The organism is Streptomyces sp. AC558_RSS880, assembly GCF_019049255.1.
Lineage (GTDB): Bacteria > Actinomycetota > Actinomycetes > Streptomycetales > Streptomycetaceae > Streptomyces.
In genome coordinates this window covers 80,425-103,997 of record NZ_JAGMUJ010000059.1, presented here as the reverse complement: position 1 = coordinate 103,997, position 23,573 = coordinate 80,425, and the positions used below count along the sequence as shown (strand labels likewise).

17 protein-coding genes and 1 pseudogene are annotated in these 23,573 nt (G+C 70.5%); 7 read left to right on the top strand and 11 right to left on the bottom strand.

The genetic code is table 11. The annotated features are described in order from the left end of the window. Positions 1–271 precede the first annotated feature (271 nt). Positions 272–742 carry a hemerythrin domain-containing protein gene (locus KUM38_RS42950; protein WP_308409002.1) on the top strand — a complete coding sequence of 157 codons (471 nt, stop codon included), beginning with the start codon at positions 272–274 and terminating at the stop codon, positions 740–742. A gap of 81 nt (positions 743–823) precedes the next feature. Here KUM38_RS42950 and KUM38_RS20630 read toward each other — a convergent pair whose 3' ends face one another. Continuing rightward, a complete protein-coding gene (locus KUM38_RS20630; protein WP_217130879.1) occupies positions 824–1,504 on the bottom strand; it encodes a TetR/AcrR family transcriptional regulator in 681 nt (226 codons plus the stop codon). Positions 1,505–1,605: 101 nt separating this feature from the next. On the opposite strand from KUM38_RS20630, the gene KUM38_RS20625 reads away from it, so the two are divergent. After that, a complete protein-coding gene (locus tag KUM38_RS20625; protein ID WP_217130878.1) occupies positions 1,606–2,571 on the top strand; it encodes an NAD(P)-dependent alcohol dehydrogenase in 966 nt (321 codons plus the stop codon). Positions 2,572–2,798: 227 nt separating this feature from the next. Here the strand turns inward: KUM38_RS20625 and KUM38_RS20620 are convergent, their stop codons facing one another. Next, on the bottom strand, positions 2,799–3,629 hold the full coding sequence (locus KUM38_RS20620; RefSeq protein ID WP_217130877.1) for an SAM-dependent methyltransferase: 831 nt from the start codon (positions 3,627–3,629) through the stop codon (positions 2,799–2,801). Positions 3,630–3,881: 252 nt separating this feature from the next. Then, entirely contained in the window at positions 3,882–4,268 is a 387-nt protein-coding gene (locus KUM38_RS20615) for a nuclear transport factor 2 family protein (RefSeq protein WP_217130876.1), read from the bottom strand. Positions 4,269–4,651: 383 nt separating this feature from the next. On the opposite strand from KUM38_RS20615, the gene KUM38_RS20610 reads away from it, so the two are divergent. Together KUM38_RS20610 and KUM38_RS20605 are read left to right on the top strand one after the other, a co-directional pair. Next, positions 4,652–4,939, top strand: coding sequence for a hypothetical protein (locus KUM38_RS20610; protein WP_217130875.1), 288 nt, complete (start codon positions 4,652–4,654; stop codon positions 4,937–4,939). Positions 4,940–5,020: 81 nt separating this feature from the next. After that, positions 5,021–5,365, top strand: a pseudogene (locus KUM38_RS20605) (transposase); the annotation flags it as partial. 12 nt (positions 5,366–5,377) lie between these two features. Here the strand turns inward: KUM38_RS20605 and KUM38_RS20600 are convergent. Next, positions 5,378–6,229 carry an arylamine N-acetyltransferase gene (locus KUM38_RS20600; protein ID WP_217130874.1) on the bottom strand — a complete coding sequence of 284 codons (852 nt, stop codon included), beginning with the start codon at positions 6,227–6,229 and terminating at the stop codon, positions 5,378–5,380. Positions 6,230–6,618: 389 nt separating this feature from the next. On the opposite strand from KUM38_RS20600, the gene KUM38_RS20595 reads away from it, so the two are divergent. Beyond that, positions 6,619–7,395 carry a hypothetical protein gene (locus KUM38_RS20595; protein WP_217130873.1) on the top strand — a complete coding sequence of 259 codons (777 nt, stop codon included), beginning with the start codon at positions 6,619–6,621 and terminating at the stop codon, positions 7,393–7,395. Between the two features lie 303 nt (positions 7,396–7,698). Here KUM38_RS20595 and KUM38_RS20590 read toward each other — a convergent pair whose 3' ends face one another. From KUM38_RS20590 to KUM38_RS20580, 3 genes are all read right to left on the bottom strand, one after another. Continuing rightward, positions 7,699–7,929, bottom strand: a complete 231-nt coding sequence (locus KUM38_RS20590) for a hypothetical protein (protein WP_254397495.1) — start codon at positions 7,927–7,929, stop codon at positions 7,699–7,701. Between the two features lie 476 nt (positions 7,930–8,405). Continuing rightward, complete coding sequence (locus KUM38_RS20585; protein WP_217130872.1) at positions 8,406–9,167, bottom strand: hypothetical protein; 762 nt, start codon at positions 9,165–9,167, stop codon at positions 8,406–8,408. A 491-nt stretch (positions 9,168–9,658) separates the two neighbouring features. Further along, on the bottom strand, positions 9,659–10,183 hold the full coding sequence (locus KUM38_RS20580) for a hypothetical protein (RefSeq protein WP_217130871.1): 525 nt from the start codon (positions 10,181–10,183) through the stop codon (positions 9,659–9,661). Between the two features lie 459 nt (positions 10,184–10,642). Here KUM38_RS20580 and KUM38_RS20575 point away from each other — a divergent pair, with 459 nt between their 5' ends. Together KUM38_RS20575 and KUM38_RS20570 are read left to right on the top strand one after the other, a co-directional pair. Next, positions 10,643–11,461, top strand: coding sequence for a helix-turn-helix transcriptional regulator (locus tag KUM38_RS20575; RefSeq protein WP_217130870.1), 819 nt, complete (start codon positions 10,643–10,645; stop codon positions 11,459–11,461). Next, positions 11,458–11,664 (top strand): DUF397 domain-containing protein, encoded by a 207-nt coding sequence (locus tag KUM38_RS20570; RefSeq protein WP_308409001.1) that lies wholly within the window; start codon positions 11,458–11,460, stop codon positions 11,662–11,664. Before KUM38_RS20575 ends, KUM38_RS20570 begins: the two co-directional genes overlap by 4 nt. 67 nt (positions 11,665–11,731) lie before the next feature. Here the strand turns inward: KUM38_RS20570 and KUM38_RS20565 are convergent, their stop codons facing one another. The 4 genes from KUM38_RS20565 to KUM38_RS20550 form a co-directional block, all read right to left on the bottom strand. Continuing rightward, complete coding sequence (locus KUM38_RS20565; protein ID WP_217130869.1) at positions 11,732–16,795, bottom strand: class I SAM-dependent DNA methyltransferase; 5,064 nt, start codon at positions 16,793–16,795, stop codon at positions 11,732–11,734. Positions 16,796–16,819: 24 nt separating this feature from the next. Beyond that, positions 16,820–19,711, bottom strand: a complete 2,892-nt coding sequence (locus tag KUM38_RS20560) for a DEAD/DEAH box helicase (protein WP_217130868.1) — start codon at positions 19,709–19,711, stop codon at positions 16,820–16,822. 136 nt (positions 19,712–19,847) lie between these two features. Further along, positions 19,848–21,140, bottom strand: a complete 1,293-nt coding sequence (locus tag KUM38_RS20555; RefSeq protein WP_217130867.1) for a serine/threonine-protein kinase — start codon at positions 21,138–21,140, stop codon at positions 19,848–19,850. Between the two features lie 168 nt (positions 21,141–21,308). After that, positions 21,309–23,453 carry an N-6 DNA methylase gene (locus tag KUM38_RS20550; RefSeq protein ID WP_254397494.1) on the bottom strand — a complete coding sequence of 715 codons (2,145 nt, stop codon included), beginning with the start codon at positions 23,451–23,453 and terminating at the stop codon, positions 21,309–21,311. Between the last annotated feature and the right edge of the window lie 120 nt (positions 23,454–23,573).

Here is a 23,573-nt window from a genome sequence, read left to right as displayed (position 1 = left end):
GAGCACCCGTTCGTGGTCCGCGCCGCCCTGCTGACCGAACTGCGCCACGCCGGCCCGCGGCCTCGCATGTCTCCGCCGCCTGCGGACCTCATTCCGAAACGACCGGCTGTGCGGGGCGGGCCACGCTCGGCGTGGGGACAGCGGTGGTGCCGGCGGCAGCGGGCAGGGTAGTGTGCGGGAAGCGTCGCGTGCTCGTGGCAGACCGTGTCAGGCATGGAGGCGCCGGATCGAAGGAGGCCGACGATGCACTCGTCGCACCCTTCGCTCTCGCGTGACTGAGCGCGAGACGACCAGGCTCGTCGCCTGGAGCCAAGAACTCCGCCGGGTGCACGGCCGACTGCGAGAAGCGCTGTCCGTGACCCGCGCGTCCCTTGCCGACGGCACCCCCGGTGAGGCGGCCACCCGTGAACTGCTGCTGTACTGCCACGGCTTCTGCGCGGCTCTCGACGGCCATCACCGGGGCGAAGACCGCACCCTGTTCCCGGCCGTCGCAGCCGCACACCCGGAGCTGCGCCCGGTGCTGCGCTCGCTCGAGCAGGATCACTCGATGATCGCCCACCTGCTGGGCAGCCTGCGCGACGCTGTCGACCGGGCCGCACCGCCCGAGGAACTCGACCAGCATCTCGAAGGCATTGCCGCGGTCATGGAGAACCACTTCCGCTACGAGGAGCGGCAACTGCTCACCGTGCTCGAAAGCCTCGAGCCGGCAGCCGTACCGGGAGAGGCGCTGGGCCCGCTGTGACCCTCGACCGGGTGGTGGGCGGTGGGCGGTGGCGGCCGCCGCCGGACCGATCAGTCCCGTTGCGCTTCGTACCGGGTCAGGTCAGGCTCGGGGGACCCGCTGCCGCTGGGAGCCGCCGGCGGCGATCGGGAGACTGCGCAGCGTCAGCGCACTCGGTGGAGGCAGCGGCCCGTTGGCCGTGTCGGCGCGGAACGACTGGAGCAGGTAGGCCACCAGGCGCCGGGACGCCGCGCCGTCATCCGGCAGGGCGGTCACCAGGGCGCAGTGTGCCAACAGGACCACGGCGAGGTCGGAAGGGTGGAAGTCGGCCCGCAGCGCGCCCGACGCCTGAGCCCTGCGCACCAGGGCCGTGAAGTCCCGTTCGACTCGTCGCCGGGACCCCGCGTGCTGCGACGTGCTTTCCGGGAAGGCCGCGACGAACGCGGCCGGGAACCCGCGTTCCTCCCGTTGCAGAGCGCAGACCGTCTCGACCAGTTGCTGGAAGCCCTGCCACGGGTCGGGGGCGGCCAGAGCCTCGGTGAGCGCCCGCACACAGGTCTCCATCTGCTGCGCGAACGCGCCCCGCACCAAGGCGTCCCGGGTCGGGAAGTGCCGGTACAGCGTCGCCACGCCGACTCCGGCCCGACGTGCCACGGTCGCCATCGGGGCGTCGATCCCGTGCTCCGCGAAGACCGCACGGGCGGCCGCGAGGACGCGCTCCCGGTTGCGCCGGGCGTCGGCCCGCAGCCCGTCCCGGGCGGCGATCCGAGAGGATTCCACCATCACTGCCTCTCGCTTCGGCTCCAAACGGACGATCGCGTCCACTTGGGAGCCTACCGTCGGTGCCGATTCCCCGTACGACGACCGATGGCAAAGGCAGGACGATGAACGACCGCATGATGAAAGCCGTGCTCCATGACCGCTACGGCGGCCCCGACGTGCTGTACCTGGGCCGCGTGCCACGCCCCGAGCCGGCCGCCGGCGAGGTGCTGGTGAAGGTGCGCGCGTTCAGCGTCAACGGCGGCGAACTGGCGGCCCGGGCCGGCCGTCTCCGCCTCGTGACCGGCCGGAGGTTCCCCCAGCGCGTCGGCCTGGACTTCACCGGCGAGGTCGCCGCACCGGGTGCCGGCGTCACACGGCTCGCGGCCGGCGACCGCGTGTGGGGGGTCCTGGGCCGCACCTCCGGGTTCGGCAGCGCCGCCGAGTACGTGACCGTGCCCGCCGAGCGGATCGGCCTGGTCCCCGACGGGCTTGACCTGGTGGCCGCCGCCGCGCTGCCGGTGGCCACCACGGCCGTCACCGCCCTGCGGGACAAGGCCGGGCTGAGCCCCGGCGAACGACTCCTCGTCCGGGGCGCGGCGGGCGGCGTCGGCAACGCCGCCGTCCAGCTCGGACGCGCGTACGGCGCTGAGGTCACGGCCCTCGCCCGTGCGGCCAACCTCGACTTCGTGCGCGGGCTAGGCGCGCACCGGGCCGTCGACCACCGGGGCGTCCGGTTGGCGGAACTGGGCCGCTTCGACGTGGTCCTGGACACCGTGGGCACCGACCTGCGGGCCTTGCGCCGCCTGCTGAATCCCGGCGGGCGTATGGTCACCATCGCCTTCGACCTGAAACGACCCGCTGCGTCGCTCGGCTACCTCGCGGCCAGCGCGGTCCACGGGCGTGGCCGGGTGCGCTTCTTCAGCGGCAACCCCACGCGGGCGGACTTCGACGACCTCGCCCGCCACGTGGTCGAGGGCAAGCTGAGCCCCGCGGTGGACACGGTCTTCCCCCTGGAGGAGACCGCGGCGGCACACCGGGCGCTGGAGGCGGGCGGGGTCCAGGGCAAGTACGTGGTCAGGGTCGCGTAGGACACCTGTGAAGGTGCTGGTCACAACCACTCGTCGACGGCCGCTACGAGTACCGTCGAGCCGTGACCCGCGTGCGGGCCGACGGCCTCCGCGCCGCACGGTCGGGACGTCCCGTCAGGCGTCCGCATGATGGGAACGGGTGACGCGGCCGCCTCAACGGGCGGGCGGGAGCGGGGTCCTGGTGCTGCCGGGGTGCGTGGTGCGGCCGGACGTCGCCTGCCGGGGCATCACGTCTTCCGGGCCAGCCCGGCGACGATGAGGCGTTCCCAGACGCTGAGCTCCCGTTCCGCGCCGCCGGCGTTCCACGGGTTGGGGGCCGTGTCGGGACGCCACAGGGGCGCGGGGACGATCCCGGGGTCGAGGATCTCCAGGCCGTCCAGCAGGGAGGCGATCTCCTCGTCGGTGCGCCACCGGCCGCGGCCGAAGGTCTGCTGGAGGACCCGCTCGGCCTCCGCGGTCTCCGGGTTGTCGCCGGAACGGAAGTGGCTGACGAAGAAGTGGCTCCCGGAGGGCACGTGGTCGCGCCAGTGGCGGACGATCCCGGCCGGGTCCTCCTCGTCGTTGACGTGGTGGAGGATGGCGCTGAGGACGACGGCGACGGGGCGGTCGAAGTCGATCAGTTCCAGGGTGTCCGGGTGGGTGCGGACGCCTTCGGGGTCGCGTACGTCGGCCCGGACGACCCGGGTCCGGTCGTTCTGCTCCAGTAGCGCACAGCCGTGGACCAGCACCTGGGGGTCGTTGTCGACGTACACGATCCGGGACTCCGGGGCGTGCCGCTGCGCGACCTGGTGGACGTTGTCGGCGGTCGGCAGACCACTGCCCAGGTCGATGAACTGCCGTATGCCGGTGGTCGTCACGATCTGCGCGACCGCCCGCGTCAGGGCCGCGCGGTTGGCGAAGGCGATGGCCACCGAACCGGGGAGGTCCCGGAAGAACACGTCCCCGACCTTCCGGTCCACGGCGTAGTTGTCCTTGCCGCCGAGCAGGTAGTCGTAGACGCGGGCGATGCTGGGCCTGGTGGAGTCGATGGAGGAGCCTTCAACCGTCATGCCGGCCATCCTCCCCCGCGACGCCGCCCGCCCACCGGCGTTCCGGAATCCCCGGGCGGACGGATCCCGAGGTCGCGCCGGCCCCGGTCCGCGGCCGCGCGGCCGTACGGTGCCGTGGACGCCTTGCGCCGGTGGAAGGTGCCGACCGCCCACCCTGACGTGCGGGTCTACGCCGGAATCGTCCAGGGCGGCCCATAGGCCGGCGTCCGAGGTCCCGCCCTGCTCGTGCCGGCCGCCCTGGCCGCGAACGCGGTGCCGGCCTCAGTCTGACGGCGCCGGCGCCGGCGCGGCGCAGGCGTCGGCGATGGCCCGCGTGTCCCAGTAGAACGGACGGACCTCGGTGATCCGCCCGTCCTTGACCGTGATCGTCTGCAGGATGGGGAAGCCGAGTGCACGGCCGGTCGCGCGAGCGCGGGCACGGACCTGGGTGAGCACGACCGCCGTCTCACTGGTGGCGAGGAACTCCTGCTCCACCATGTCGAACGACTCCCACACCTCTCCCATCCTGAGGAAGAACCGCGCCAAGCCGTCGTGCCCGCGCCACGTGCCCCCGTAGGGCAGCGCGTCTGCCTGGTGCAGTTCGACGTCCTGCGCGAAGAAGGGCGCGAGCAGATCGAACGAGGCCTCGCCGGGGCCTCCCGCCGCCAAGGGCGTCCGCGAGCTCGCCGAGCGGACCGCCGCACGCGTGCGGGAGGTCGACTGAGGACGCGTGCGGGCCCCGCGTCAGCCGAGATGTGTACTGCCGGAGAGCCGAGTGCCCGGTGTCAGCTGAGCCGTGCGGACTCATCCCACCCGTGACCAACAGACGTCGGGCAGCCCTTGGCGGGGACCGTCGGCACCGACGGGAACGACGTCTCAGGGGAGAGCGGCACGCGTTCTCCGATGGACGGACGGGTGCCGTACGGGGGAGAGGGCGGGCGCTCGTTCCCGTCCCCGGTACGGGGGAAGTGGGGCCTGGGGCGCGTATCGGGTCGTGATCAAACTGCCTGCTTCGCCCACCGCCTGTGAGACCCGCGTGAGAGCATCCGTGCATGAGCAGCGACCTGGAAGTGAGCGCTCTGGCGATCAACGTCACGATCCCGCAGACGCTCCGCTGGACGGACACTCGACGTGGTGAAGAGTTCCAACTGACCACACTCAACATCCGGCTTCTCCCGGACGGTCATCTCGCCGTGAAAGCCTACGGCCGACCAGTCGGCGGTGGTCGGGGCGCATATGTCTCGTTCCCGGTCCCCGACGAACCAGAACTGGCGGCTCTGGTTGTCGATGCGGCCAGCCGCGCCGGGACGCTGTGGGCCGCCCACCGCGGTCTCGGCTGAGCCTGGTTCGGCTCGAGGGCAGACGGTGGCAGTTCCGGACTCCGCTCTCGCGGCGGGCTCTGGTCCGGTAGATCTCCTTGCGTGGCTCGAGTGCAACTGACGGACACGGAGTGGAAGTTCATCGGGCCGTACCTGCCGATCGGCGAGTACGGCCCGTACCCCGAGCGGCTCCGGCAGCGGTTCGAGGGTGTGATCCGGCGGTTCAGGTCCGGTGGTCAGTGGCGGGAGACGCCGGAGGAGTTCGGCGCTTGGTCGACCGTGCACAACCGCTTCCGGCAGTGACGTGACGCCGGCGTCTTCGAGGCCCTGCTGGAGGGGCTGATCGCGGAAGCGGCGAAGCGGGGCGAGGTGGACCTGTCCCTGGTCGGCACCGACTCCACCACCGTGCGGGCACACCACGATGCCGCCGGGACGCACCCCCCTCGTAAAAGCGCGAGGCTAGCCCAGCAGCCGGACGCCATCCGGTACGTCGATCCCGAACTCCTCATCAAGGAGGCGTCGTGCCTCCCTCTCGTCGGTCAACTCCCGCTCCGTGACCGCGCCGTCGGGGCGGGTCTCGGTGAGGTGGCGGCCGTCGAGGAGCAGGTGGCGACCGGGGGTGAGGCGCTGGACGTAGGGACGGCGGCTGAACGGGGAGCGGGGGTGCGTGGCGATGTGCCAGTTGATGACCTCGAAGTCGGGCTGCTCGAAGGGCTCCACCGTGAAGACGTACTGCGCCTCCCAGCCGTCCGCCCCGCCTGCTCCGGTCGTGCCGTACGCCTCCAGCACCCACATCTCCAGTGGACCGTCATGCGGTGCGTGCACCAGCCGGTGGCGGCGGCCCGCGTCGTGGAACTCCGTGCCGACCACCAGCGGCACCGGCTCCAGCAGGGCGCCGACCGTGCCGAATCCCACATCCGCGAGGTGGGGTCGCTGCTCGCCGGGGACCTCGACGAGCAGCGCCATGTGCGTGCGCGGGCGGCTCTCGAAGCGGTCGGTGCCGACCACGACCCGCGCGGTCAGCAGGGTCACCCGGAAGCCCAGCGCCTCCAGGGCGTCCGCGAACAGCGTGTTGTGCTCGTAGCAGTAGCCCCCACGGCGACCGTGCACGAGCTTGGCCGTCAGGTCGGCCGGGTCGAGGGAGGGGACCACACCCCGCACGGGGTCCAGGTTCTCGAACGGTACGGTCAGCGCGTGGGCCGTGTGGACGCCCCGCAGCGTCGCGAGGTCGGCCCGCCGCTCGCCCTCCCACCCGATCCGCTTCAGGTAGGCATCGAGGTCGAACGACGTCGCCGGTACAGTCTCAGGCATACCTCCACCGTACGGACGCACCGTCCCGGCCTACCTGCCCCCGAGGCCGGAACCGCCACCGGTCTTTGGTCCTAGCACTCCAGCCGGACTTCTGTGTTCGTCCTGGTCAACGGTCTCGATGAGGATCCCGCCGGGCGGTTCCTTCCGGAGGCTCCCCTTTTCACCGCCCCGGCAACGTGCTGGTGGGCAGGGGGCATGCGGGGGCAGTCGGAGGAAGTGCTGCTTCGGGTGCGACAGCGGAACGTGGTCGTTCAGGTCATGCCGATCGGATGCGCGCAACACGCGGCCCTGGACCGGGTGCCGCTTCGAGGGAGGATGGGGGAAGAGAGCGGGCCCGCGTGGTGAAGTGTGGGCCTGTGACAACTCCGACAGCAGGGAGCGTTCTTCCGATGACACCACAGCCGGCACGCCCTGAGCGCGGCGGTCCCGAGACCGCATCGGTCATGGACGTCCCGCCGTTCAAGCCTCCTCTCGTCAAAGCGGTGTTCAGGGACGTGACCCCGATGCACGTCTCCCGGTCGGCCGCGTGGGCCGCCGCGTCGGTGACGCGGACAGTGCTGACGGAGATCATCGACGGCGCGAGGAGAGCGGCGGCGGAGGAGGCACGGAAGAAACTGGTTCCCGGGGATCTCCTCTCGGCGATCGACCGGAACGTCGAGGTCGAGGTGGGGAGCAAGTGGTACGACCACAGCCCGACGTTCCGCGGCCTGACCGGTGTCCGGTACGACGCCGAGGGTGTCGTCGTGCCTTCTCCCAGGCGCAGCAGGTCACGCAAACCGAGTGCTGTGGTCGGCGCCCACAGGTTCGAGGCGGGGGTCAGGAAGCTGCTGCGGGGACGGGGGGTGACGGCCGTCCCGGCGATGGTCCGCGACCTGGACGGAATCGCGAGCGTGTTCCTGACGGACCTCGCCCGGGACGCGGCCATGGTCGTCCGCGAGGGCGGGATCAAACGTTTCGGTACGGTCGCCCTGGTGACGCCGGGCGAACCGGCCCCGCCTCCGCCCCTCAAGGAACCCCTCCTGGCCCTGTCCACCCGCAGCGGGGACGGGCGGACCATCGGCAGGGACGACATCCTGGCCGCCACCACGATCCAGTTGTTCGGCAACATCAGGCAGCGAGCCCTCACCGAAGCACGCGAGGCGACACAGCACACTTCGGTCGGCTGAGCGGGTGCGACCGACACCGCCGCCCGCACCCTCATCCGCCACCGCGGACTCGCCACATGAGAGGGCCTCCGAGGAGCGGCACGGTGGTCGAACAGCCGGGCCGGGCGGAGACCCCGCGGGGTCGAGGCGAACGGCATCGCGAACTCACCGGCCGCCGAGGCATCGGGGAGAAGGGAGAGCATGGTACGCATGCGGCCGGCGTTGCGGTCGGGCCGGGCGTGCCACCAGGAGCGAAGCCCGTACGACCGTGCGCTGTACACGGGCGGCGGGCGAGTGGCGTGAGAGCCCTGCCCCACGACGGGGTCAGCCCCGGCGGCACCGTTCCCGCAGCTCGTCGAGGACCGCCTTCTCACGGGAGTTGACGTCACCGTCCACGGTGGCCACGCGTTCCGCCGCGTCGAGGACGTCGCCGAGATCGCCCGGCTCGGCGTCCACGCGCTTCCATACGTCGGCCGGGTCGATGTCGACGACCTGCGCGAGCTGCTCGTCGACCACCTTGTGCCGCTCCCGGACCAGCCTCACCAGATGGCGCATCAGCAGCGCCTCGTCGTCGGCGATCTTGGCCTTCGCGTTCTCCCCCTGGATCGTTCCGCGGTCGGCCGAGCTGCGGGGCGCGTGCCCCGGCTGCCGTCTCCGCGCGTTGCTTCGGCGAGCGGCGCGACAGCCACTCGACGTCCTCCCCTTGAGGCGCCACCCTAGCGGGCACAGGCAGCCAGTGAACCACTTCGCTTGATGCAATACCTGGTCCTGCGTCGGGTTGCTGTTCAGCTTGCGCCGTTCCCAGCGATGGGGATGGCGGATGACGACTCCCGCCATGCCGCCGGACCCGGTGAGCCGGATCACCGGAGTTCCCGGAAGCCGGTCCGGGGTGGTCCTGTCCCTGCTGAGCCCGTTCAGGTCGGCCAGGAAGCAAGGCGTCGGGTTCGCCCGATCGTGGCGGACCCGACGCCCGGACCGTCGCAGCCGTTACCGCCGGCGCGGCGCCCACCGGCCCGCCGGCACGGCGGACATCACTTCACCACGACGTGGTCCCCGGACGACTTCGACGGTCCGGTGGTGGTGTTGCCGTTGTACACCCATCGCCACGTGCCCGTTTTGGAGGCCTTCACGGTCGTCTTGAGGTTGCCCGAGCCGTTCGCGTACACCTTCTTCACCGTGGTGTAGGAGGTGGTGCCGGCGGGCTTGAACTGCAGGCTCACCTGGCGGTCTCCGTAGGAGGCGTACTTCCTGGTCTCCCAGTTGGCCCGGGTGACCTTTCCGGTCACGGTGATGGTCTTGCCCTTGGCCACGGGTTCGGGCGAGGCGTTGACGGTGAGGCGGGAGTTGCGCTTGACGTGGATCGTCAGACCCTTGTAGTCGACGTCCCCGCCGCCGCCCTTGAAGTACACCTCGGCCCCGACCTTCCAGGCCCCGGCCTCGCTGTTGCGCATGTCCCACACGCTCGGGTCGAAGTACATCGTCTCGTTGAAGTCGCAGACGCCCGACTTCACCTTGACGCAGTCGCTCGTCTCGATGGCGTGCCACAGCCGGTCGGCCCCCTTGCGGTACAGGAACACCGCCGGGAACTTCCACTTGTGTGTGGTCGTCATCCGGAAGGAGGCGGGCACCGCGACCTCCCCCGACGCCCCGATCACGATCTGCTTGCCGCCGTTCACCTGGACACGGGAGAACGAGACCCCGCCCTCGGCCGCCCCGGCCGGCACCGCGGCCACGGCCGTGAACGCCGCCGCCGCACCACCGGCCACGACGATTCTCCAGACCTGCTTCCCCACCTGATCCCCAATCCGTACGGAAGGCACCGGAGGCTCATCCCTCCAGCGCCTTGAAGACAGCCGGCAACCACACGGGGTTGTAAGCCTGTTGATCACGATGAAGCATCGGACCAGCCCTGCCTTCCGCGAGGTCGTCGCCGGCACGCGTCCCGGTCCGAAGGCCGCTCACCCGCACGGGACCCGGCCCGCCGGGGCCGGCGGCGGCGCTGAACCCTCGTCACCGACCGGACTGTGCAGCGGGGGATCCTGGTACGAGGCAGGCGCAGGGCGTGCACCGCCTTTCCGGTCACCCCACACGGCCCGTCCCCTGCGTCCGTCTCGTCGGCCCCACCAAGACGACACCTGCGCATCGTCGTATGCGTCGGCCCCATGTGATCGCAGTCGGCCCCTGCGATGCTGATCCTGCTGTTCAAGGACTGTCCCGGTGCGTGGTGTCCGAGCGACGTCGGATGTTCAGCCGGGGGCAGCTCGCGGCCGTTGTCGCTCGGTTCTCAGGGCTCCACGCCACAGCGGCGGGCGATCGCTTCGAGGCGTTCGAGTTCCCGTCGCGCCGCTGTCGGGTGGGCGAGGTCGAGGGCCATGCCGGCGCGGGCCGTGATGTAGAGGATGTCTTGGTGGGTGGCGGTGTCCAGGCCGGGGGCGGTCCGGAGGCGGCGGCCCGTGACGCTCAGGTAGATCGCGATGCTGTCGAGTTCCTCACGCAGGTGTACGGGGAGCACCTCCCGCAGGTCGTCCTTGGCGTAGTCGCGTGCCTGCCGGTCCGCCGTACAGGGGTCAGGCCGTACGGGAGCCCAGGGAAGGCCGGCTTCTCGCGCATCGTCGTACATCTCCGCCACCCAGGCGCGTGCGGACTTGAGATCGCCCGCGGCAGCTGCCTCACGGGCCGATTGCAAGCTGGAACGCAGTCGTGCACGGGCCTGGGGATCTTCGCCGGTCCGGGCGTCCAGATAGCCGGACCACACGTCGAACGCCTTGCTCAGCTCGGCGTCCAGCATGATCTTGTACACGTCCGGCACTCCGCCGCCCCTTCGTTGAGCCCGTCCGGGCATGGACGGGCAGCGGTCAGAATAGGACGGGTGCGGGGTGGGATGCCTGCGCATTATCCGGCGGCGGCGTGCAGGCCTCCGCGTCAGCCGGGATGCGTGCGGCCGAGGAGCCGAGTGCCCGGTGTCGACTGAGCCGTGCGGGCTCGTCCCACCCGTGGCCGACGGGTGCGGGGCAGCCCTTGGCGGGGACCGTCAGCGCCGAGGGTAACGACGTCTCAGGGGAGAGCGGCACGCGTTCCCCGATGTACAGACGGGGGCCGTACGGGGAGAGGGCCAGGGCTCGTCCCCGGTACGGGGGAAGTGGCACCAAGTGGCGCGAAAGCTACGGTGTGTGTCCTTAGAGTGAGCTGTGAGTGACGGTCGGGTGTGGCGCCTGCGGTGAGTTGAGGGGCGGGCGCCACTGTGCGGGTGGGTGAGGTGAGGGCGCCGGTGACTACGACTCACGGTGAGAGCGAGACGGGCATCCTGCGGTGCTTCGGGCAGCAGTTGCGGTTGCTGAGGACGAGCAGGGGGCTGACGCGGGCGGAGTTGGGTGCGAAGCTCAGTTACGGCGAGGACATGGTCGCGTCGGTGGAGTTGGGGCGGCGGATTCCGAAGCCGGAGTTCATCGAGCGGGCGGATGCTGTGCTGGAGGCCGGCGGTCTGCTGACGGTGATGAAGGAGGAGGTGGCGCGGGCGCGGTATCCGGCGTTCTTCCGGGATGCGGCGAAGCTGGAGGCGGAGGCGGTTGAGCTGCATGTGTATGCCAACCAGGCTGTGCCGGGGTTGTTGCAGACGGAGGAGTATGCGCGGGCGGTGTTCGGGGTCCTGCGGCCCCCGCTGGATGATGCGATCGTCAACGAGAGGGTTGCCGCGAGGCTGGCGCGACAGGAGATCTTTCACCGCACGCCACATTCGCTGATGAGCTTCGTCATCGATGAGTCTGTGCTGCGCCGTCCCATCGGCGGACGTGACGTGTTACGGGGGCAGTTGGAGCAGGTGTTGCTCGTCAGCCACATGCGGCACGTCGAGGTACAGGTCATGCCGCTGAGCCGTGATGAAAACGCAGGGATGGCCGGTCCGTTCACCTTGATCGAGACGAAGGGAGAGCGCAGGATCGCGTACGTGGAGGTGCAGAACGTCAGCCGGGTGCACAGTGATCGGGAGTCGGTACGGGCGCTGGAAGCCAAGTACGGAAGCCTGCGTGCCCAGGCCCTGACGCCTCGCGAATCGCTCGCGTACGTCGAGAAGTTGTTGGGAGAGCTGTGAACATCGACAAAGAAGTGGCAGGAGCGGATACCCGCCTGCGCTGGTTCAAGAGCAGCTACAGCAGTGAGGAAGGCGGGGAGTGCGTCGAGGTCGCCATCGACAGCGTCGCCGTCCATGTGCGTGACTCGAAACAGGCGTTGGAGCACGGGCCTGTGCTGACGGTTGGGCCGGTGGCGTGGTCGGCGTTGCTTGACGCGATGTGAGTTGGCCGGGGCTGAGGAGGTTGGCGCTTCTCCTACTGAAGCGCCAACCTGCGTTGAAGAGGTGTGCTCAGGCCTCACGGGTCCCGGGCGGAGTCCAGCGGCCAGCGGCAATCTCTTTGTCCAAGCGAGCTTGGAAGTACGCGTGCGCTGCGCGCATCTCGGCCTCGCGGTCTGCCTTGTAGAAGGGAGTGGTGTAGCCGACCGGGGGTGGGGTGGTCTCTGGATCTTTCAGGTGGGCCATGAGGTCGATGTAGTCCTGCTTGGTCTGGCCGTAACCGTAGGTGTTGTGGTTCGCGGCGATCTTGCGGCCCTTCGAGTCGAAGTACGTTTCGGACTCGTAGTCGGAGAGAACCGGGTATCGGGATTTGTAGATGGCGATGAGTTGGTCGGCTGTGATGCCAATCCAGACGGATACGAGGGCGTCGAGTTCGACGAGAGCGGCTCGGCGTTCGTACTCCGTGCGCAAAGGCGTGTTGTATTTCCAGGTCGGCTTGAGATGCGCGGCAAGTGGCCCGAGGTTTGGCCAGTCAGGGTTGGCCCAGCCCTCGTACCCCGACCAGGTAGGGTGGAACAGCTCCTCCCAAAGGGGCGCGTAGGCCATGGTGAGAGTGTTGAGGCGTAGGGTGCGAACAAGGAGCGGGTGAGCCAGCGGATGGTCAGGGCTTCCCATCGGCATCCTTGAAATGTCGCCGCTCTGCAGATGCCCACGGCCAATGATGCGTAGAAAGTAGTCGAGCGGTAGAGCTGCCCAAAAACCCGCAGCAACGACTGTTGTGCGATTGTCGGCGACGTGACACGAATGTACGCCGTTCACATGAGTTGGGCCTGGTGGAATGATTGCCGCAAAGAGACTTCGTTCGGTGTCGAACGGGATCATCTCGCGCCAAGCGAGGCGGAAGTACTTCGTATATGAGACGTCATTCCAATGATCTTGCGCAGCAGAGTATCGTCCGCTATCGCAAGCGCGAATGTAATTCGTTCGGGGGAGCCAGTCGTGGGGCAGGTGAGTCAGGTCGTATGTCGACCAGTCGAGGTGGCTCTTGCATTTTTCTTTGGGTTGTTTCACAAACGGTGTGGCAACGCCAATGTGAGGCCCTTGGAGGACGACATCTCCTAGGCTCTGCGTGGCTTGTGTTTCCCACCGGATGTATCCGTCTTTGCTGCCGCTGGTCTCGTGGTATCCCTGACTGGTCTTGGGATGGAACTCACCGAGGCGATGAGGAGATCGAGAGAGGGCGGAGATGGCATCTTCTTCGGTATCGGTGAGAGGTGCGAGCAAGCCGCACTCTGTCGCGCTGGTGTTTTTAGAATTCGTGAGTGCGTTCCACTCACTCAAGCGCTCTTGATTGACATGTACCAGGCGTCGGCGATGTGGACGAAGATCCCATTCTCCGCGATATTTGATGCCGGGCAAAGGACCTGTGCCGTCGTGATCCAATGACCCCACGAGTGGTTCGGTGCCGTATAGGTGGCTGATGTGAGTGAAATTCACGGAGCCTTGGGACCCGTATACGTGAACGCCGAAAGCCGTGGTGTGACCCACTGGGTGAGGGAAGGCCCAATTCTTGCCGTTGATAAATCCGGCGTGCGCCCTCAGGTGTTTGTATGCGACTGCGCGGATCCTTCCTTCCTTTGCTCCTCCGAAGTGTGTATCCGGATGTACGAGGCCCGCTGTACCCAGCGTCTGTAGATTCTTCCAAACTCGGCACATGAATGCTCGATACAGATCTGCTTGCGTTCCAACTAGTAGCGGATACGTGGATGTCCCGCCAAGCGTGGCAAGCATGCCGACGTTTTCCGAGAGTTCGTTCAGGAAGAAAGTGGACGAGCGTGAGGAGGTGCCCAGTGCCTCAGCCTTGCGGAGTTTCCATTCCTCGGTGCTTGGTTTCTCTGTGAGACTGAACCAAGGGTCCAGCTCGGCCAGAACCGTGCCTTCCTGCCACCTCGGCCGCACCCAGGGCGGATTACCCACCTGCAGATCAAACCCGCCCCGGATGCCGAAGACCTGCCCGAACTCCAATTCCCAGTGAAAGAACCCCTGCCGCTCAGCCACATCCCGAGCAGCCCCCGCCCACGGATACCGCGACTCCAGCGAAGTGAACCGCTCCATGCCCATCCACTCGGGCAACTCGTCCTCGTACCGCTCCAGTTCATCCAGCGTGTCGAACTGGGCCACCAGCGAATCCGCAGCCACATCCTGCGTGCCCAGCAGCGACTCGGCGAAGTCCAGCCAGTCGTCCAGCGAGGCCAGGGCGATCACCGGACGGCGCTCGCCCCGGATCTGCTCCTTGCGGCTGCCGCCCCGCGTGGCCTTCGACTTGACCTCGACGACCTGGACGTCGCCGAACAGGTCCTCCGACTCGTACGTCTCCCGCTCGGGCGCACCCGCCTGACCAGGGACCGGGGCCGGGGCCGCTGACACGGTCCACCCCGCCGACTGCGAAGCAACCTCCGCCGCCCGCACGTACGCCTCATGCGACCCGTCCAGCAGTGCAGCCTCCTGGACCGGCCAGAACCACAGTGCGCACCACGCGTCCATCAGCGTCTTCAGGCGCCAGTACGGAGTGTCGACCGCCTCCAGGTCCGCCTTGACCTTCTCCCTCGGCACCGCGACCTCAGGCGACCACAGCCAGCCGTCCTCCGCGCCCCACACGTCCACCCGCCGCGAGATCTCCCGCTCGGAGATCTCCAGCCGGCGCACGACCAGCCCCCACAGGTACTCCGCTCGCCGCGCCAGCCCTTGAAGCCGCTTCGCCTGCGTGGCATTGGGCGACTTGGTGATCGCCTTCCGCCAAGCACCCAGCACCTTCGCCTCCGCCGGAGCCAGCGCCTTGGCCTCCTTCTCAGCGGCGACCGCGCCCCACTCCTTCGCCGGAAGCAGGAAGTGATGCACGGCCCCTTCAGGCAGCGTCGCCCCCGCCACCGCCTCCGACAACGGGAAACGTTCCGGAGTGGTCCCCAGCCAGCCGCCCTTCTTCAGACGCTCGGCCGAGTACACCTCCCGACGCCCGCCGATCAGTGAGTTGCCGCGCCGCAGGTGCAGCCCGAACCACGGCGCCTCCATCCCCGGATGCATCGTGTTGAGCCACAACGACACCTCCGCCAGCTCCACCGCCGTGTTGTTGAGGTCCACGCCGTAGGAGTTGTGCAGCGCGATGTACGCCTTGGCCTTCTGGAGCTCGACCGCGTACTTCTCCGTGTCGATGGCGACGCCCAGCTCGTCCTGCCGCCGCCGCAGGTACTCCGCCGCGACCTGGTTGATCGCCTCGTTGAGGAACGCGCCCGAGCCGAGCGCCGGCTCGCAGATCTTCCACTCCAGCAGCTCGCGCGCCTCGGTCACCGTGTCGTCCTGGTCCAGCCGGTGCTGCAACGCCAACTGCACGGTCACCCGAGTCAGCGACTCCGGCGTGTAGTACGACGCCGACGTCTGCCGGTCACGCCCCGACAGGCGGTACACGAACGCCCCCGGCGCATACCGGACCCGCCGCTCCTCACCCGTGTCCTCGTCCTTCTGCCGGACGAACACCTCATCCGGGTACTCGTCGGCCTTCGTCGCCGGAACGAGCCACGAGCCGTCCTTCGGGTCACCGTTCTTCGCGACCTCGTACAGCTCCTCGCCCGCGACGAAGCCCGAGTACGACATCAGACCCTCGTACACGGCGCCGAGCTGGTTGATCCCCAACTGCGCGTAGGAGATGAAGCCACCGCGCTCCCGCTTCTTGCCGCGCGTGAGCATCAGCAACCGCAGCACCCGGTACAGCGTCTCGTTGCGCAGCCGGGTGTCGATGAACCGCTCCCTGCCCTCGGCCTCACCCTCGACACGCGGGTCGGGGACCGCACGCGCGCCGATCAGCCGGATCGCCTCCGGCTCGAACAGCTTGGAGTGCAGCGGCTCGAACCGCAGCCCCACGTCCTCCGACGCCTTCGCGTCCACCACGCCATGCGTCCGACGCGGCCGGTAGCCCTCCTGCACCTTGCTGAACAGCAGGTCCAGCGACTCGTACAGGTAGAAGCCCTTGCGGGACTTCTCGTCGACGAGGTCCCGCTCGGCGATCAACTCGCCCAACCGGCCCAGCCCGTACCCCATCTGGTACTCGGGGTAGTCCGACGGCAGGATGCCCAGCTCCGGGCGGGCCTCCGCGTACAGCAGGAACAGGATCCGGTACAGGTAGCGCAACGACTCACGCGTCAACTGGCGCCCCAGCTCGGGGAGTTCCTTGACCTCCTCCGGACGGACACCGCCCTCGCGCAGCCGGTCAAGGACCTCGTTGGCGATCAGCTCGACGCTCAGCCGCAGCCCATCGCGCAGCTCGCTGGAGACGCCCACCGCGTGCTTCGTCGACTTGTCGACGAGCGTGGCGAGGGGGTTCTCCCCGCCCTCCTCCGGCGTCCGCAGCGAGTCCGCGCCGAACAGCGCGGCCACCGTGTCGAGTTCGCCGCCCGCCTTGGTGTCGTTGCGCTCCAGTGCCGTGTCCAGCGACACCGCGAGGTACCGGCCCTCACCCCACGCCGCCCGGTCCGCGAGCACCACGACACCACCGACGAGCAGCAGCACATAGCGCGGCGCGTCCTCACACGCGAACAGGAACGAGGCGAGCTTGGAACCAGTCACGACGGTGTGCTGACCGTCCAGGCGCAGCTCGTCCAGCAGCCGCCCCGCGCCGTCCGGGTCCAGCGCGTCATCGGGCTCCGCCGACCAGCCGCAGTTCAGCGCGACGAGATCCTTCTCCGCGTGCGCGACCGTCACCTCGTACGACTGGTCGGCGCGGACGACGGTGAGGGTGCCCGGCTTGGCGTCGAAGCCAAGAGCGCGCAGCACCTCCGCGTTGAGCGCGCGCACACGGTCGCGCCACTCGGGGGCGTCGTACGTCACGGCGTCGTCGCCGGTCGCCGCCCGCTCCTCGTCCATCGTGAAGTACGACCGAGAGGCGAAGTAGGTACGGCGCAGCGCCCGCAGGCCCGCGCGCGGGGTGACCGGCAGCGCGCCCTCGGGCCGCTCGGCGCCGGCGGCGTCCTCCTCGCGCTGCTTCCACTCGGCGAGCAGGCCGGACTTGAGGTCCTTGGGGAGGACCTCGGCGAGGTAGTGCGCGGAGAAGTAGTCGCCGCGGTTGACCAGGGAGTCGAACGTCATCGTGAGGAACCTCTGGGTGATCGGTCAGGCGGCGGCGTGGGCCGGGGCGAGGACGGCGAGGACGCGGAGCATCGGGCGGCCGGTGGTGAGGAGGGAGTCCGCGAGCGAGGCGAGACGGTCGCGCGTCGCGGTGGGCGCGGAACCGCCGCCCGCCGTCAGCGTCGGCTGCTCCCACGCGCCCAAGCGGGCCTTGTACTCCTCGATGGGCGCCCGCAGCGGCTCGTCCCACGCCTCGCGGTGCTGCTCCAGGAACGCCTCCGCGGTGTCCAGGACGCCGGGGATCGCCTCGGCGAGGCGGGCGGTGTCATGGGCGAGGCCGGGGTTCGCCATCGTCGGGCCGACCTGGGCGCGGCGCAGCACCGCGACCATGTCGTCGTCGACCTCGCCGTCCTCGGTGACCGCCATCCACTTGACGACGGTCGGGCGGCCGAGCGCGTTGGAGTAGATGCCCTGGACGAGGTACGTGGGCCGGGACACGTCGGCTGTCAGGACCGGCGCCTCCTGCCGGTCCAGGCGCACCAGGACCTTGTCCGTGAGCCACTCCATGACCGGGTGCAGATCGGTCAGCAGGGAGATGTCGGGCCAGCTCGACGTCGCCGAGGCGCGGGCGCGCGCCAGGCTGCCGTCGGCGAGCCGCCGGTTGAAGGTGACCTTCAGCCGGTCGCGCAGGCCCTGCTCGCGGACGTACTCCGGAGGCAGCGCCTTGAGCCGGTGGACCAGGTCGGAGGGCGGGACGAAGGAGAGCAGCCCGGTCTCGGGGTCGGCGGACAGGTCGAGGCGGTCGTGGGCGTCCGGGTAGACCTCGCGCAGCGCCTCGTCGAGGAACTCGCGCGTGGAGCCGAACAGCCGGGGCACGTCCGCCCTGGGCACCGCCCCGCCGCCGTCGCCGCCGTCCGCGGCGAAGGCGCCGTCGTCCTCCTCCGGCTCGTCGTTCACGGCGCCGAAGAAGTCGGCGAGGAAGTCGTCCACGCCGTCGTCGTCACCGGTACCGGAGCCGCGGTCGGCGTCCAGGGACTCGTCCACGCCACGGCCCCGCAGCAGATCCTGGATGAGGGACTTCTCCTCGGCCTCCGCCCGGTACAGGCCGGACACCGCCTCCGCCGTGCCCAGCGACCGGTGCGCCTCGGCCTCCCGCTCCAGCAGGCGCTCGGAGACGAGCGTGTCGTCCTTGGCGCCGTCCACCGCACTGGTGAGGATCAGCGCGCGGAACTGCGGCTGGTGCGGCTGCCCGTAGCGGTCGATGCGGCCGTTGCGCTGCTCGATGCGGATCAGCGACCAGGGCACGTCGTAGTGGACGAGCTGGTGGCACTGGCGGTGCAGGTTGACGCCCTCGGAGGCGACGTCACCGGTGAACAGGATGCGTACCGGCGTGTCCGCGAGGCCGAAGTCCTCCACGCACTGCATCTGCTGCTCGTCGGACAGGCCGCCGTGCATGACCCGGGCGGCCTGCTCGGCGGCCTTCCCCTTGAAGCCGAGGGCCGCCGGTACGGTCCGCGCCAGCCACTCCAGGGTCTGCACCCGCTCGGAGAACACCACGACCCGGGTGTCGGACTTCGGCCCGACCCCGATCTCCCGCAGCTGATCGAGGAGGGCCCCGAACTTGCCCGAGTCCGCCTCCGTCATGCCCGACGCCAGCTCCAGGAGCCGGTGCAGGGCCGCGCGCTCGGCGGCCGTCGCCTCCGGATCGTCCTTCTTCTCCAGCGTCTTGATGCGCGTGGTGACCGTGGCCTTCAGCGCCGTATGGGAGGAGAGGAACGACTTCAGCAGCGTGTACGGGAACAGCGGGACGTCGCTGACCGACTTCGACCCGTCGGACGGCAACCAGACCGCCGCCAGCTCCTCGAAGATCTTCTCCTCGGCCGGAGTCGCCGTCACCCGGACCGAACGCGACGGGCCCCGGTCCGCCCACTGCCCCTTCATCTGCTCCCGCACCTCGGGGCTGACCTTCGTACGCCGGATGAACAGGTGCTTGATGTCGTCGGCGCGGTAGTGCTCCGGATCGCGGATCGCGGCCGGGTCGAGCAGGGAGATCAGCTCGGCGAAGGAGCGGGCGTCACCGTTGTGCGGGGTCGCCGAGGCCAGCAGCAGGGCGTCCGTGTGCGGGGCCAGGGTGCGGGCCAGTTGGTTGCGCAGGGAGCCCTTGTTGATCAGGTTGTGCGACTCGTCGATGACGACCGCGTCCCAGTTGATGCGCTCCAGGTGGTGCTTGTACTGGTCGGTGTTCTTCAGGGTGTCGATGGAGACGATGACCCGCTTGAAGTACGTGAACGGGTTGCGGCCCGCCGGGATCTCCCGCTGGATCCGCTCGATGCCCACCGAGTCCAGCCGCACCAGCGGGATCGCGAACCGCGTCCACAGTTCGTGCTGGAACTGCTCGAGCACGTGCTGCGGGGTGACGACGAGGATGCGCTCGCCCCGGCCCCGGCGGATCAGCTCGGCCAGCGTGAGACCGATCTCCAGCGTCTTGCCGAGACCGACGACGTCCGCGATGAGCAGGCGCGGGCGCAGGTTACGGCCCGACAGGGCGAGCTGGGCGGGGCGCTGCTGGTAGGGGAGGGCGTCCAGGAGGAAGGAGTCCGCGAGCGCCAGGCCGCGCTCGGCCTGCGGCAGCGGCGTCTTGCGCAGCACCGCCTCCAGGAACAGGCGGGAGCGGCGGAAGTTCGGCGAGTCGTCCCGCACCAGGCGGGTCAGCTTCGGGTCGAGCAGTTCGATCCGGTCGAGCTTGTCGAAGAACACCGCCTCCTGGTCGCGCACGAAGTCCGACGCGCCCACCGCCTCGATCCTGGCCCCGTCGTGCTCGGTCCGCGTGGCGTTGCGCACCAGCCACACCTCGTCCCGTACGAGGATCTGGGCGCCCGGCGGGTACTGGGCGTCCTCACCGCTCGTCGCGGGAGCGGTGCTCAAGTCGGCGGTCACGCGGGGGCCTCCTGGGCGGTCATGTCGATGGGGTGGACGTGGGGCGGGGCGGGCGACCGGTGGTGGGGCACGGCCGGACCGGCGGGACGTGGGGCCGGGGGAGCGGGCGTGAGGCCCGGCCGACCGGCCGCCGGTGTCAGAACGGGGCCTTCGCCGCGTACGCGGTACGCAGCCGCTCCGCCGTCCTGCGGGCCTGTACGGAGTGGCGCAACGTGTGCGTCGCCCCCTTCGGCCGCTGGGGATCCGCGGGCGGGCGGCCCGGCGCCGGCTGTTCGCGCCGGGACCCGTCGGGACGGTCCCGCGGGGTGGTGGGTACGACGCCGGGGGAGCCGGGGACCCGAGGGCCGGAGGGGCCGGGGGAGTCGTCGTGGGCCGGAGGGGCGGCGGGGCCGGGGGCGGTCTCGACCAAGGTGGTGGGGGAGACCGGCGGGGCATCGGCCGGGGCCGGTGTCTCCGGCTCGGCCGGGCCGATCTCCGTGGCCGGGGCGTCGTTCGCGGGGGCGGGCCAGGCGACGGTGGGGATGCCGTCGGAGGGTGATTCCCTGTGCCGCTGCCCCGCCGTGTGCGCGGTGAGCCTGCGACGTGCCTGGGTGATCTTCATGCCCTGGGCCTCGATCACCGAGCGGCACTGCTGCACCACCTCGGTCAGCGACGGCCGGTCGGCGGCGTCCTGGGCGAGCATGCCGGTCAGCAGCGGCTCCAGCTCGTCCGGCACGCCGGACAGGTCCGGTGCCGTGCCGGGGTCCGTGACCAGGTGGAACACCATGTACGGGGTGGCCGCCTCATGCGGGTAGTGCCCCGTCACGGCGAAGAGCAGCAGGGCCCCCAGCGCGTACACGTCCACCGCCGCCGTCAGCGGCTTCACCCCGGCGGCCTGCTCCGGGGCCATGCAGATCGGGGTGCCGACGACCTGGTGGGGGGCGGTGAGGGAGACGGACGACTCGGTGAACGCGGCCAGACCGAAGTCGATGATCTTCGGGCCGTTCGGTCCCATCAGGACGTTGGCCGGCTTGAGGTCGCGGTGCAGCAGCCCCTGGGCGTGCACGGCCGACAGCGCCTCCGCGAGGACCGCGCCGAGCGCCGCGGTCAGGACGGACGGCAGCGGCCCGTGCGTCTTGACGTGCCGCGCGAGGTCCGGGCCGTCCACGTACTCGGTGGCCAGCCACGGCTGCTCCGCCTCCGCGTCGGCTCCCAGGAACGCCGCGATGCGGGGGCCCCAGATGGTCTTGAGCACCTCGATCTCCTGCGCGAACCGCTGCCGGGACTCGGAGTCCACGACCGACGGTTTGATCACCTTCACCGCGGCGGGCTCACCGCCGAGGGACTCGCCCAGGAAGACCTGGCCCATGCCGCCCTGGCCGATCCGGCCGAGGAGCTCGAAGTCACCCATCGAGGGCGGGTCCTCGGGATTCAGGGGCGTGATCTGCACGTGTGTCCTCGACATTCGGTCCTGGCGAGCGTCCGATCAGCCGCGATGCGCGCCTGGGGACACGGTAGTGGATGGGGGAGGGGGCAGGGACAGGGGTTGCGGAACGGAGATATCCACCTCTATGGGTGAGGAACGCGCGGAGGGTTCGGGCCGGTGGCGGTGCGCCGGTTACGACATCGCGTCCCGGGACGGGAGCAGCTGCCCCCCGGTCAGCCCGCCCGCCAGCAGCCGCGCCGTCTCCTCCGCCAGCAGGGCCGCCCGCCGGGCCTCCGCCCGGAGCGCGTGCACGTGCCGGAACGCCTCCCCGTACCGTCGCTGTTCCTCCAGCGGCAGCAGCGGTACGCGCAGCCGCCCCGGGGTGAGGTGGCGTGTCGAGCTGCCGGTCGAGGCGCCGGCCAGGTTGGTCTCGGAGCTCAGGAAACCGAGGAGGAACCAGGGGTCCAGCCGCGCCGGGTCCGGCCGGAACAGATGGACGCCCGCGCCGAGCAGGGCGCCGGCCTCCGCCTCGCCCGCGACCCGGGCCACGGGGCCGGTGCCGCCGACCAGGTTGCGGACCAGGACGTCACCCGCGGCGATCTCCGGCATCTGCTCGGCCTGTACGTCCAGGGCCCGCCCCGTCGGCCCGGTCCCGCCGGCGATGTCGCCGCCCGTCACAACCGGCCGGCGTTCCCCGCCGCCGGCGCCCGCCTCCGTGTCCTCCGCCTCGGCGGCCATCGCCCGCGGCGAGACCGGAACCGCGCGCAGCACCTTCAGCGCCCCGCCCCGGGCCAGGTCCGACACGGTGGCGGTGCGCCACTCGCGGGCCGAAGTCCCCGCGGCGTCCCACGACGTCGTGCCGGCCAGCTCGGCCACCGTCCGCGCCGCCGCCGCCAGCCCCTCGCGGGCCGCCGCGGCCTCGCGGGCCAGTTCCCGCGGGTCGACGTCCGCCTGCGAGGCACGCACCTGCCGGGCCGGGGTCACGTCGACGACCTCGTCGAGCAGGTCGACCACGCCCACCGCCCGCGCCACACCGGCCCGCGCCTCGAAGCCGTCCGGGTCCTCGGCGTACGCCGTCCACGCGGAGACGATCTGCTCGGTCACCCGCGCCCAGTCCACCGCACCGGCACGGCTCCCGCCGCGCTCCGGAGCCGTGGGCTCGCCCGCGGTGTCGACGAAGAGCACCGTCTGGTAGGCCGGCCGGGTCGGCTCCGGGCGTTGCAACACCCACACCTGCAGGCCGATGTGGAGCGGGATCGCCGCCCCCGGCGGCAGGGCCGCCACCGCCCGCAGCGCGCCGCTGCGGATCAGCTCGGCGCGGACGCGACGGCCGGAGGAGCGGGACGCCGTGGCCGGCGGGAGGAGCAGCACGGCGTGGCCGCCCGGTTCGAGGTGGGCCAGCGCGTGCTGGACCCAGGCCAGTTCGGACTCGGCGCGGGGCGGGAAACCGTACGCCCAGCGCGAGTCGTAGGCCAGCTCGTCGTGGCCCCAGTCCCGGTCGCCGTAGGGCGGGTTGCACAGCACGGCGTCGACGGTGAGGTCGGGGAAGGCGTCGGCGCGCAGGCTGTCGCCCGTGCGCACGGTGACGTCCGCGCCCTCCTCGGCCGTCAGGGTCAGGCCGACCGCGGTGCGCCGCGCCTGGACGGGGACGCTGTCCTGCCCGTACAGCTCGCGCGCGCCGCGCGCGGCGGCGGCCGTCAACAGGGTGCCGCTGCCGCAGGCGGGGTCGAGGACGCGGGCCGGGGGGCCCGGGACCAGGCGGGCCAGCAGGTCGGCGAGCGGGGCCGGGGTGCGGTAGGCGCCGCTGGCGGCGCTGTCCTCCAGTTCCCGCTCCGCCAGGACGCCCAGCGCCGTCTGCGCGCCCTCGTCGCGGACGCAGAGCAGCAGGGCGCGCAGGACCGTGGCGTCGGAGGCGGTGAACCGGACGGGTTCCGTGTCCGGCACCACGTCCGCGACCCCGGCCGCCGCGTCGTTCGCCCGCTTCACCAGGTCGGCGTCGGGCAGCGCGAGCAGACCGGTGAGGTCGTCGGCGGGGCGGCGGGCCGCCGCGAGGACCAGCAGGAGCAGGTCGGACGCGCCGGCGCCGACCCGCTCGCGAAGACGCAGGGTGGTGCGCAGCTCCCCGCTGGGCGTGGCCGCCGTGTGCTGTCCGCGTGAGGCGAGCCAGGCGCGGACCTCCTCCAGGTCGTACAGCGGGCTGCTGTCCGTGCCGCCCGAGGGCGCGGGGAAGTCGTCGTGCCGACGGCGCCAGTTGCTGACGGTGGCGCGCGTGACGCCCGCGATGCGGGAGATCTCGGCGGCTGTCACCTGGGCGGACGGTGCGGGTGGCTGCGGCATGGGTGAGTCCTGGCTCCGATGGTCTACGTGGTCACACCCTACAGCACGCGTCAACTCTCACAGGCTGTTGGACAATGCTTTCATGGTCGTGCTTACATGTGACTGCTTCCGTGGGTGAGC